At 65.6% G+C, this 12,013-nt stretch carries 7 protein-coding genes; 4 read left to right on the forward strand and 3 right to left on the reverse strand.

Annotated elements, in window-relative coordinates; genetic code table 11:
- Positions 1–11 precede the first annotated feature (11 nt).
- On the forward strand, positions 12–602 hold the full coding sequence (locus HN018_RS18000) for a TetR/AcrR family transcriptional regulator (protein ID WP_171835292.1): 591 nt from the start codon (positions 12–14) through the stop codon (positions 600–602).
- 40 nt (positions 603–642) lie between these two features.
- Positions 643–864, forward strand: a complete 222-nt coding sequence (locus HN018_RS18005; protein ID WP_171835293.1) for a hypothetical protein — start codon at positions 643–645, stop codon at positions 862–864.
- A gap of 10 nt (positions 865–874) precedes the next feature.
- Here HN018_RS18005 and HN018_RS18010 read toward each other — a convergent pair whose 3' ends face one another.
- A complete protein-coding gene (locus tag HN018_RS18010) occupies positions 875–2,623 on the reverse strand; it encodes an ABC transporter transmembrane domain-containing protein (RefSeq protein WP_171835294.1) in 1,749 nt (582 codons plus the stop codon).
- Between the two features lie 120 nt (positions 2,624–2,743).
- Positions 2,744–5,989, reverse strand: coding sequence for a S41 family peptidase (locus HN018_RS18015; protein WP_171835295.1), 3,246 nt, complete (start codon positions 5,987–5,989; stop codon positions 2,744–2,746).
- Between the two features lie 921 nt (positions 5,990–6,910).
- On the opposite strand from HN018_RS18015, the gene HN018_RS18020 reads away from it, so the two are divergent.
- Both HN018_RS18020 and HN018_RS18025 read left to right on the forward strand, forming a co-directional pair.
- On the forward strand, positions 6,911–9,337 hold the full coding sequence (locus HN018_RS18020; RefSeq protein WP_239478802.1) for a recombinase: 2,427 nt from the start codon (positions 6,911–6,913) through the stop codon (positions 9,335–9,337).
- 161 nt (positions 9,338–9,498) lie between these two features.
- Complete coding sequence (locus HN018_RS18025; protein WP_171835296.1) at positions 9,499–10,431, forward strand: transporter; 933 nt, start codon at positions 9,499–9,501, stop codon at positions 10,429–10,431.
- Positions 10,432–10,675: 244 nt separating this feature from the next.
- On the opposite strand, the gene HN018_RS18030 is transcribed toward HN018_RS18025, so the two are convergent.
- On the reverse strand, positions 10,676–11,437 hold the full coding sequence (locus HN018_RS18030) for a FadR/GntR family transcriptional regulator (protein ID WP_171835297.1): 762 nt from the start codon (positions 11,435–11,437) through the stop codon (positions 10,676–10,678).
- Between the last annotated feature and the right edge of the window lie 576 nt (positions 11,438–12,013).

The following is a 12,013-nucleotide window of genomic DNA, read 5'->3' on the forward strand; positions in this document are numbered from 1 at the left end:
TATTGCCGCCGATGGCTCGATCTCCGACGCACAATGTCCGTGAGCGGCTCCTCGATGCCGGCGTCACGACCTTCAGCAGGTCCGGCTTCCACGGGTCCAGCGTCCAGGACATCACGGACGCTGCGGGCGTGCCGAAAGGCTCGTTCTACAATCATTTCGAGAGCAAGGAAGCGCTCGGGGTAGCCGCGTTGGATCAGTACTGGTCCGATGATGCAGGCGACCGGCTCAAGATCCTGGGTCAGCCCGGCTTGGCGCCTCTCGAACGCCTCAGGCACTATTTCGAACGGGCAACCGTCGATCTGGCGGCCAAGAACTACACCTGCGGCTGCCTGGCCGCGAACATGACCGCCGAGATTTCGGACCATAGTCCGGCGATCGCCAGTCAGCTTTCCGCCATCTTCGCGACCTGGAGCAGCCAGATCGCCGATTGTCTCGGCGAAGCCCAGGTGGCCGGCGAGCTCCGGCCATCGGTGGATGCCGGCATGCTGGCGACGTTCGTGCTCAATGCCTGGGAAGGTGCCGTCCTCCGCGCCCGGATCGAGAAGGGCGAACGCCCGCTCCGGCAGTTCATCGATGTGCTGTTCACGCAGCTCCTGCGCTAATCCGCCCGCCCGGGCTGCCCTTTTTTTCGGAATTTAAAAGATGACCGGTCATCTCGATCTTCTCGTAAGTGGCGAGTTCACGCCCAATACCCGATCCCGTGGTCATGTCGGCAATCGCCGCCGGCTCTGGCTCGCAGGCGCCGCGATCGCCGGCCTCTCGATCGGGGGTGCAGGCGCATTCGGTCCGCGCTGGCTGCATTCGGTCAAGTCGCCGCTGGCAAACCCGGCTACGACGCCGAGCACCGCGGTGCGTATGCGCTGAACCAGCGGGCTCAACTCGCCTGGAGGAACTGCAGCCCGGCCAGCCGCGCGTAGATGCCGCCGTCGCGGATGAGGCTGTCATGGGTGCCGGTGGCGACCACGCGGCCGGCCTCGATCACCACGATCCGGTCGGCATTGCGGACCGTGGCCAGCCGGTGGGCGACCACCAGCGTGGTGCGGTTGCGGGACAGGGTCACGAGCGCCGCCTGCACGGCCTGTTCCGATTCGGCATCCAGCGCACTGGTCGCCTCGTCCAGCAGCAATACCGGCGGATCGCGCAGGATCGCACGGGCGATGGCGACGCGCTGGCGCTGGCCGCCCGACAGGCGGACGCCCTTCTCGCCGAGGAACGTGTGGTATCCCTCGGGCAGATCCTCGAGAAAGTCGGCATGCGCGGCATGGCCGGCAGCACGCACCTCGGCATCGGTGGCGCCGGGGCGGCCGTAGCGGATGTTCTCCATCGCGGTGGTGCTGAAGATCACCGGATCCTGCGGCACGATGCCGATCCGGCCGCGCAGGTCGGCGGGCGACAGCTGCGAGATATCCACCCCGTCCAGCCGGATAACGCCCTCGGCCGGATCGTAGAAGCGGAGCAGCAGTTGCAGCACGGTCGTCTTGCCGGCACCCGAGGGACCGACCAGTGCCACGGTTTCACCCGGCGCCATCTCCAGCGAGAAACTCGACAATGACGCGGTATCCGGACGGGCAGGATAACGGAAGGTGATATCCTGGAAGCTGACCCGGCCCTCGGGCTTCGCCGGCAGTTGCTCCGGGCGGGCGGGTGCCGTGATGGAGGGACGCTCGGCGAGCAGTTCGCGCAGGCGGTCCGCGGCGCCTCCGGCTCGCTGCAATTCCCCCCAGAGCTCGCTCATCTGCGCGCCGGAACTGGCCAGCAGCACGGCATAGAAGATGAAGGCGGAGAGGTCCCCGCCACTGAGCCGCCCGGCGATCACGTCGCGGCCGCCGACCCACAGGCTGAACACGATTGCCCCGAAACCGAGCAGGATCACCGCGAAGATCAGCGTCGCCCGCGTACGGATCCGCTGCACGGCGGCAGCGACCGAGCGCTCGATCTCGACCCCGAACCGGGCGCGGTCGATCGGCTCGTGGGTGAAGGCCTGCACGGTGCGGAGCGCGTTGATGGTTTCCTCGGCATAGGCGCCAAGGTCGGCGATACGGTCCTGCGCCGAACGGGACAGCCGGCGTTCGCGCCGCCCGAACAGCACCAGCGGCAGCAGCACCAGCGGCACCACCAGCATGATCAGGCAGGCGAGCTTGGGGCTGGTCACCAGCAGCATCGCCAGCGAACCGACCAGCAGGATCGCGTTGCGCAGCCATTGTGACATGGCCGAGCCGATCAAGGCCTGCAGCACCGAGATGTCGGCGGTGAGGCGCGTCAGGATGTCGCCGGTCCTTGCGGTCTCGAAGAACGAGGGCGACAGCGAGATCACCCGCTCGAACAGGTCGCGCCGCAGGTCGGCGGCGATCCGCTCGCCCAGCCACGACACCAGGTAGAAGCGCAGGAAGGTCGCTACCGCCAGCCCGGCGACAACGATGAACATCAGCAGCGCCGCGCGATCGAGATGCGCCATGCTGCCGCTCGCGAAGCCGAGATCGATCAGCCGCCGCACCCCCTGCCCGAGGGCCAGCACCAGTCCGGCCGCAACCATCAGTGCCGCCGTCGCCCCGACACTGCGCCAGACGTACGGCCGCATGTAGGGCAGGAGCAGGCCGAGCGAGCCGATCCGGGGGGTGGGCATGATCAGCGCGAACCGATGTTGTGGAGGCCCGACGTTAGACGGGATCGGCCAGGCACACCTAACAGGCCGGGCTTCCGACCGGCCTGCGCCGGAACCGGATACCGCTGCCGCGTGGCACCTCTATCGGTTCGGTGCCTGGCTGAATGAAGCGCCCGGCACCTCTCCCGCCAGCGGATAGGCAGGCAACTCCGCCGGCGCGATTCCTTTGGTCGGCGGGTGCGTGGCGAGCCGCCCGAGAGCGACCGCGACCGCGGTGTCCAGCTGGATATCCTGTCCGCTGACGCCCTCGTCAGGCCGGTCATCGACCTCGGTGTCGGGGGCGACGCCCGTATTCTCGATGATCCAGTGACCGGTCGGATCGGCAAGGGCATCCTTCGGGATCGTCATCGCGGTGCCATCCATCAGCGACCATGGCCGGTTGATTCCCTGTACGCCGCCCCAGCTTCGCGTACCGACCAGAGGGCCAAGACCATACTGGCGAAAGTAATAGGGAAACTGGTCCCCGTCCGATCCCGAACCCCAGTTCAGCAATGTCACCATGGTGCGCGGCGGCACGACGACCGGCAGGGTCGAGACCGCGCGTTCCCGGTTGACGAAGACCCCCGCGAGAGAACGCCGAAGCACGTCGAGCACCGCCTGGCTGGTGAAGCCACCCAGGTTCCAGCGCACGTCGATGACCAGTCCATCCTTGCAGGCCTGCGGGTAATATTGCCGGACGAACTCCCCCCAGCCTTCTCCATCGAAGTCGCTGAGCAGCACGTAGCCGATGCGCCCGTGCGACAGCCGGTCGACACGTGCGCGGTTCCGCAGCATCTGGTCGAAGCCGCGCAACGTGATCTCGCTGCCGAGCGGCATGACCTGCAGCGTGCGCCGTGGGCCGCCTGCGGAAGACGCAACGGTAATGGACGCCTGCTGCAACGAGCCGGCCAGAAAGGCATCCGGATTGTCCGGCGCCCTCAGTTCGCGGCCGTTCACCGCCAGCAGGAAATCGCCATCATGCAGATCGAGGCCAGGCTCGGTCAGCGGGCTGCGGAACTCGTCGCGGCTGTTGTCGCCGGTGAGGATCCGGCCGAACCGGTATCGGCCGGATACAGCGTCGAGAACGTAGTCAACTCCCAGCAAGCCGGTCCGTATCGGCTGACGCGTATCGAGGCGCGACCCGGCGAGCAGGAAGGTATGGGAACTGGCGAGTTCGCCCTGCATCTGTCCGAGCAGATAGAGGAAATCGTCCTTGGAGCCGAGATGGGGAAGCAACGTCGCGTAGGCATCCCGCACCGCCTGCCAGTTCGTGCCGTTCATAACCCTGCTGAAGAACACGTCGCGGTCGAGCCGCCACGCATTCCGCAACATCTCAGTCCATTCCTGCCGCGGATCGATAGTCACCTGCAGCACGGACGGATCCAGCGCGACCTCCTCGCCTGGGGTCAGGCCGGTTCCGACGATATGCCAGCCGCCGTCGCGGCGGACAGCAACCGCGCCGCCTCCTGCGGCAAGGCTGTGACTATCGAGCCCGCGCGAGACGATCCGGTCGATGCGTGTCGACAGATTGAAAACATGGAACTGCGAATCCTGTCCCGGCAGGTCGCCGTCGATCAGTTGCGGGGGCTTGGTCTCGTAGAAGAGTCGGTCGCCCCTGACCTCCAGGCTCCCGATCACCGAAGGCACGACAGGAAGTGCCACGGCGCGTCCCATCAGGCCCGTCAGCTCCATGTGAAAAGGCGCCGGCGACGCCGGACGCGGCGCGACCGGTTGCAGCGGCGACGGGTCACCGGCGTCGAGCGTGGCTGCATACAGACCGTCCGAGTTGACGGTGGCGATGATGGTCTCCTCGTCACGGTCCGAGACCAGCGGCTGCTCGTTGCGTTGCGACACGAAGAACAGCACGCGGCCGTCCGCGGAGAAGCGCGGCATGCGATCGCTCTCCATCGGAGAGCTCACGATCGTATCCTGTCCGGTAGCCAACGCCTGCAGATGGATCGCACGCTGCCGGTTGGATCGCATCGTGCTGTAGGCCACCCACTGTCCGTCGGGAGAGAACGTCGCATCCCGGATCTCGGCCTCGGGATCCTGTGCGATCCGTCGCGGCGAGCCGCCATCGACGGGAACCAGCCACAGCTCGTGCGCGGCATTGGCGACCAACAGCTGCGTTTCATCCGGGGACCAGGTCGGCGTGTAGAGGGTGCCGGATGCGAAATGCGTCAGCAGTCTCTCCGGACCACCTTCACTTGGCCGGAGTGCGAGCTGTTGTTCTCCGTCGGCATCGGTCTCGTAGGCGATCCGGTGTCCATCCGGTGACCAGGATGGGTGATCCTCATCGGCTCCCGGCGTCGCGGTGAGGTTCCGCCAACCCGTGCCGGCGCGCAGTCCGAACAGGTCGCCCCGTGCGGAGAGCGCCAACTCGGTGCCGTCGGGCGACAGATCGTAATCGATCCCGTGCATCGCATCGACCACCCTTACGGTGCTTCCAGCCGACACCATGCGGGGCGAGGTGCGGACGCCGTCGTCGGGCACGTCCACCACCAGCCGCCGGAGCGTTTCCGATGGCAGGTCCACCGCATACAGCAGCCCGCCCTCCTGGAAGGTGATGGTCCGGCCGCCGAGGGACGGCGAGTCTACATCGAACGTACCGAAATGGGTGATCTGCCTGACCAGCTTCGTGGCGGTATCGTAGGCCCAGATGTTCATGCGGAAGCCGGCCCCGCGATCGGACAGGAAGTAGATCGTGTTGCCGAACCACATCGGAGCGGTGTCGGTGCCCTTCCAGTTGGTAATCCGGCTCAGCCGCTTGCTGTCGAAATCGTAGGTGAAGATATCCTGCTGTTGGCCTCCGAGATATCGTTTCGGAAGAGCGTCATTACGAAAGACCCTGTTGAACGCGATGGAATGTCCGCCGGGGCCGTATGAGAGGAGGCCGGAATGATCCAGGGGTAATGGTTGTGGCCATCCGCCCTCGATCGGGACCGAATAGGCGCGCACGATCTTCTGCGATGACGATCGGCTCGACGACAGGAATACGATGCGGCGCGAGTCCGGTGTCCACGCGACGAGCTCGGCATCGCTGACCGCGCTCGATGCGATGAACGTCAGGCGTCTTTCAGCTCCCCCGGATGCGGGAATGATATAGACGTCGCTGGTGCCTGCCCTTCGGGCCGTGAAGGCTATCCAGCGGCCATCCGGGGAGAAGCGGGGGAAATAGACGTCGCCGGGATCGTGGGTCAGCCGCAAAGCCGGGCCGCCGGAAACCGGTGTCGTCCAGAGCGCACCGTAGGCGACGAAGGCGACAAGCTTGTCTGACGCGTTGGCGAACCGCATCAGCGGAGGAACGCGGTGGTCGGAGGCCTGCGCCGAAACGGTGGCACCGAGCATCCAGACAGCGAAGATGCCGGCCCTGTGGAGACTGAGCTTTCTTGATCTCGACGGGCGACACGCCTGTCCAATTTCTGGCCGGGCCGTTGGCACCAAAGTCACCGCGTTCTCCATGCATCTCGAGCGGCAAAGCTGTAGCAAAGGGAATGCCATACCCGCTTCTGTCACAACTCGTTGTAAGGGCTAACCTTTTTCGGATCTGGTTGGCCGCTATCCTGAACCGCGCGCCGAAGATGGCGAGACCGGCCATTCGGTGGTGCAACAAGCCATTGGCTCGCGATACTGAACTGGCCGGGTCCAGCTATGCCCAGTTTCACCCGGCATACGCACTCGTTGCTTCCGGCTGATGACCATGGCCGTGATGCCATGACTGCCTTGCAGCATTTGGCCGTCATAATCGGCAGCAACCAGGAGTTGTTACCCGACGACCCGCGGTGCTGCCTCTCGAACCCCGAAACATGCTGGAAGAAAGTCTTGGCGAGTCGGGGCCTTGCCCGGCCAACAAGCAATCGAGACTGCACGCGCAGCCTGACACGTCCACCTGGCGCATTCGGCGGTGCTGCCTCGGCAGATGTCTATCAAGCTCGAGCACAAGCATGGAGGAGGCGTGTCAGGCCGCCTCGGGCGGACCGATCGCCACACCTCCGGCAGGCGTTCCTCGGGCGAGGCCAGATCGCTCGGACGGATCGGCGCCGCATGTCCATAGGCTGTGGATCATCTGATTCCGCTCGCCAGAACAAAGCTTAAATCCCAAAAGCTTAGCTTGGAATGTCCACCGGACCGACGTATCTGTGAGTAGGTTTTACGGCGTTTTTAACAAGATCTAGTGGATATGGCTCGCATGAGCAGCTAGATATAGGAGTGCGAGTCGCGCCGATGCGCTCGTGGTTCTACTGCCTTGCGACCCTCGGAGAGTTTCCCATGGACGGACATGTTTGGCCCCAATCCTGCACGTCCGGGAGCCTGCTGGGCCATACGGACCGGCTCGCCGGGGCGTTCGGAATTGCGCCCCTCGCCGGGCGTCCGCTCGATCGCGGCATGGGCGAGGCGGTGGGCCGCCGGACCGTCTTCAGGCCGGAAGACCATGAGAGCTTCGGGAACGTCGCCGACCGGGTCGCCCTCGGCAACACGCTGCTGGTGGCCGACACTGGAACGGCCGAACGGGCGCAATTGCGGAATGCGATCGCGACCGGGGCCCTGCTGACCTCTGGCCGGCATCTCCAGCATGGAGACGCCGCACAGCGGGACCGCAACCTCGAGCTGTTTACCAACTGCGCCACTGCAATCAGTTCGTTCGCCAAGTTCTACCTGCTGCTGAACGGATCCGGCGTCGGCCGTGCCTATGATGACGAGCTCTGCGCGGTGGATTGGGCCGATGCGCCGACCATGCTGCTGCACATGTCGCCCGATCACCCGGATTTCCCACGCGACCGCGCCGGGCTGCACCGCTTCGGCGTCGAGATGCAACTCCTGCCCTGGGGCACGACGCTCGACCGGTTCGATGCCGTGGCCGAGGCCCTGGTCCGGGCCTCGCTGAACGAGTGCCTGCTGGCCAGCCCGACCGACGCGCCGGCGCATGCCGTGCATCACCTGATCGACGACAGCCGCGAAGGCTGGGCGAAGGCGGTCGAGATCCTGGAGGCTATGGCCTTCCGCGGCGAGCGCGATGGCTGCCTGCTGCTCGACCTGTCGGTGATCCGTCCCGCCGGCAGCCCGATCGCCGGCATGCAGGGCCGCCCGGCCTCCGGTCCGATCTCCCTGCTCCGCGGCCTCATCAACATCCGCCGCCACGTGATCGAGCCGGCCCGCCTGCGCGCCGCATCCGCCGACCCGCTCGAGCTCTGGGAGCAGGCGCTGCTGGTCGATCATTACCTCTCCGTCGAGGTTCAGGTCGGTGGCGCCCGTCGCGCCGCGCGGATGGCGACCAAATCCTGGCGCGACCCGGGCGTGCTGCGGTTCATCCGCTCCAAGTCCGAGGGCGGCCTGTGGACGGCGAACCATTCCGTCATGGTCGACCGCACCTTCTGGGCGCTGCAGAACCGGGCCGAGGATGGCGAGCTTGCCGCCCACGCCCGCCTGGTGTTCGACGAGGTCACCCGCTGCGCCTACGTCAACGGCGAGCCCGGCTTCATCAACGGTGACCTGCTCGAGGACCACCGAACCGGTGCTGCCTGGAACAAGCCGATCTTCACCGACGGCCGCGATTTCCGTTCGGCGCGCTATCAGGTCGATATCGCGTCCGGACTGCTCGCGGACCTGTCGAAGCGTGCCAGCCAGGCCCGGTTCCCGGTGACCACCAATCCCTGCGGCGAGATCACACTGCACGTCACCGGCGGTTACTGCGTCATCGCCGATTTCGCGCCGCTGCTCGCCTGCCCGGTCGAACTCGGCTCGTTCATGCCAGGCTCCCCGTCCGACGAGGATGCGGCGCTGTGGGACCAGCGCGTGGCCGACTCCGTACGGCTCGGCGTGCGCTTCCTGCTGCGGGCGAACAGCATGGATGCGCTGTATGCCCAGGAGGTCGCGCGCACCAACCGGATCGGCATCGGCCCGACCGGCCTGCACGAGTGGGCCTGGATGCGGTTCGGCCTAGGTTTCCGCGACCTGCTCGACGAGACGCTTTCCGCACCGTTCTGGAGCATGCTGGACCGGCTTTCGCAGGACGCGAAGAACGAGGCCAACGCGTATGCCGACGAACTCGGCACGGCACGCCCGACCACGGTGACCACGGTGAAACCGGCGGGAACCACCTCGAAGCTGTTCGGGCTGACCGAGGGTGCGCACCTGCCCGCTCGCCGCCAGTATCTCCGCTGGGTGCAGTTCCGCGGCACACGCGACGCCGGCGAGGACTGGCTGCCCGGCACCGATCCGCTGCTCCCGGAATACGAGCAGCGAGGCTATCCGGTCCGCACCCTGCAGTCGTTCCCCGGCATGAGCATCGTCGGTTTCCCGACCGTGTCGCTGATCCAGCGCCTGGGTCTCGGCGATGCGCTGGTGACCGCGCCGGATGCCACGCCGGAGGAGCAATATGCGTGGCTGCGCCTGCTGGAGCGCCACTGGATCGGCGCCGAACAGGGCAATCAGGTGTCCTACACGCTGAAGGTCTATACCGACCGGTTCGACCTGCAGGCCTTTCGCGACATCGTTGCCCGCGAGCAGCCACACGTGCGCTGCTGCTCGGTGCTGCCGAGCAGGCCGGACGCTGAACTGGGCTACGAGTATCTACCGGAAGAGGAAGTCTCCGCCGCCCGCTTCGCCGCGATCGCGGATGCGATCCATGACGAGGCCGCACAGGAAGTTGTCGACTGGGCGCATCTGCAGTGTGCCAGCGGAGCATGCCCGATCTGACCATATCCGATGCCGTCCGGCCTGCCCGGGCGGTGATCGGTGGTGGTGCCGCACGGGGCTGCACCTGAAGCGGAACCCTGATACGGAGACATCACGCCGCACCTGCACGCGGCCTGATGAACCCAAATGGCACGGCGCCCTGCTCGATGTTGAACCGACCGGTGACAGCGCCAGACGACCAGGATCGGTCTCGATACCGTAAAGCCGGACCGTCGGCCCGGATCGGGTTCGGCGCCGGCCTGCTGGCCATGTCAGCGTTCGTGCCGGTCATCGACGGTCCGGCATGGGCCGGCGATAGCAGCGGCTACACCCTGTTCAACCCCACCCCGGACTCCAAGCTGCGCGGCATGAGCACCGACCGCCCGGGTGCGGCCGCCAGCCCGTTCACCGTCGATGCCGGCCATGTCCAGGTCGAGACCGGGCTATGGAGCTACTCGTGGGACCACTGGACGCCCGATGCCAGCCTCACCCGCAGCCAGATGCTGTTCAGCACGAACGTGAAGCTTGGCCTGAATGACTGGGCCGACCTGGACGTGATCATCCCGGCCTCGAACAGCCTGGTTACCCGCACGCCGGCCGGGCCAGGACAATCGAGCCGGATGTCCGGCCAGGGATTCGGAGACGTCCAGATCGGCGCGAAGGTGAACGTCTTCGGAAACGACGCAGGCGAGACCGAGGGGTTGGGTTTGCTCGGCTACGTGAAAGTGCCGACCGCCGCCAGCGGGCTCGGCAACGGCACGGTCGAGTTCACCCTGCTCGCGCCCTTCACGTTCGGCCTGCCGGCCGGCTTCTCGGCAACCGTGCAGCCCGAGGTCGGATTGCTGCGGAACGATCAGAAGCAGGGTTACCATGGCGACTACCAGCTCGCGGTGGAAATCGGACATCCGGTCTTCGGCACCGATACACTAACCGGTCAGGTCGGCCTGACGCTCGACCGTGAGGGCGACCACAACTCGGCCGAACAGGACACCATCGCGCCGGCCCTGCAGTGGCTGATCACGCCTGCGCTGCAGGTCGATGGCGGGGTCACGATCGGCATCGCGCGAGCCGCGACCGACTGGAACCCGTATGTCGGGCTCTCGTTCCGATATTGACCGGTCCCGTGTTCTCACGGCGCGCATAGGCGTTGGAACACCGGATACAGGCTGAGGCACGGCAACGGCTTGCGCTGGCGCAAGGGTAACTCTGCTACGTGCTGCGACCCCGCGGTGGACAATGTCGGACTGAGAACCCGATAATTCTCATGACCGAGATTACAAATCCGTATTGGCGAGATTCCCGGTCAAAAGGCTTGCGTGTCGACAGCAGTAAAGACCAATGCCTGAACGGAACGGTTTCTTATCCCTGATTCCGCGCCTTTATGGCAGCGTGTTTTGCCCAGATCCGGGCGAGATCTCCGCCCTCATGTTTCCAGAATTCCGTGTCTGCCTGGACAATGCGTTCCGAGGCACCTGTCAGATGCAGGCGCACCGCATCCCGCGCCTTCTCCGGATCCTGTTCGAGTATGGCAGCATAGATCTGGCGGTGCTCATCGGCGACTGCGGCAGAAAAATCGTTCCGACGGGCTTCGTTCGCCCGCGTGACACCGATCGCGCTCTGCATCGAGTCGGCAAACAACTGCACGAACTGCGTCCAATAGGCGTTCGACGTCGCATGGCCGATTGACAGGTGAAATTCCAGGTCTTCCCGAACACCGCTCTTGCCGTCGCGGGTAGAATGGTCGATCGCCAGCAAGGCCGCTTCGACCTCCCGGCACTGCCTGTTCGTGCGTCGAACGGCGGCAAGTGCTGCCATCTCCATCTCGATCGCACGGCGGACTTCCAGGAACCCTAGCAGGCCATCGATCGACTTGGGCATGGAGAGGCCCTCGCCGACCGGTTCGTTCGGTGCGCGGACACGGGTTGCGGCACCCTTGCGCGTTTCGAGCAGCCCATCGGACTTCAGGCGCGCAACCGCCTCGCGCACGACCGTGCGACTGACCTGAAAGTCGATCGCAATCGCCTGTTCGGACGGAAGCTTCGATCCGAGAGGAAAGACGCCGCGCTGGATGCGCTGGCGGATTGCGTCGGTCACCAGATCCGTCCGGCTTCGGGGCTGCATGGATGTTTTCCTAAATTCTGCTACCGAAGCACGCTGCACCTGGCTGTGACCTGCCGACGACCAGGCACCGCGACGCGGCGTTTCTCCGACAGGCCGTTCGACGAGGCAGGCCCCATAATGGGGAAAGCAACGTCTTGCACCTGATCTTGAAACGCGCAAACCTGTCATACAAGTGGAACAATCGACAGCGTTCAGGGGAGTGAAATGCGGGTTGCGGTCACTAAGGCTGCGCACTCCCCGAGACGCGGGCTGGTCGTCGCCATGCTGTGGCGCGGCACCATCACGGCACGCGACAGAACACCCCGGCCGAATGCGGCATGCGCTTCGACATGAGCTCGAGAAGGCTTCCCCTGGCGCGGAGGCGAGCGCCGGCGCGGAATGCGCAGTCAGACCAGCAGTTCGATTTCCGTATCCGGAGCCGGTTCGCCAAAGGTTATTTCCGAGACCCGAGTCTAGGGACTGCAAAGTCGAACCGGAGCCAGAAAGCGGTCGCGCATCCCAGAACGCCTTGCGTGATCAAGATGCCGTGGCTGCCGGTTTCGGTAGCCGGCTTGCAATGGTTGAAGCGTAGGCTGG

Source organism: Lichenicola cladoniae (genome assembly GCF_013201075.1).
Taxonomy (GTDB): Bacteria; Pseudomonadota; Alphaproteobacteria; order Acetobacterales; family Acetobacteraceae; genus Lichenicola; species Lichenicola cladoniae.

Bases quoted from the DNA above. Each gene is read 5' to 3' on its own strand.
- HN018_RS18000 (WP_171835292.1), top strand. From the start codon at position 12: ATGGCTCGATCTCCGACGCACAATGTCCGTGAGCGGCTCCTCGATGCC.
- HN018_RS18005 (WP_171835293.1), top strand. From the start codon at position 643: ATGACCGGTCATCTCGATCTTCTCGTAAGTGGCGAGTTCACGCCCAAT.
- HN018_RS18010 (WP_171835294.1), bottom strand. From the start codon at position 2,623: ATGCCCACCCCCCGGATCGGCTCGCTCGGCCTGCTCCTGCCCTACATG.
- HN018_RS18015 (WP_171835295.1), bottom strand. From the start codon at position 5,989: ATGCTCGGTGCCACCGTTTCGGCGCAGGCCTCCGACCACCGCGTTCCT.
- HN018_RS18020 (WP_239478802.1), top strand. From the start codon at position 6,911: ATGGACGGACATGTTTGGCCCCAATCCTGCACGTCCGGGAGCCTGCTG.
- HN018_RS18030 (WP_171835297.1), bottom strand. From the start codon at position 11,437: ATGCAGCCCCGAAGCCGGACGGATCTGGTGACCGACGCAATCCGCCAG.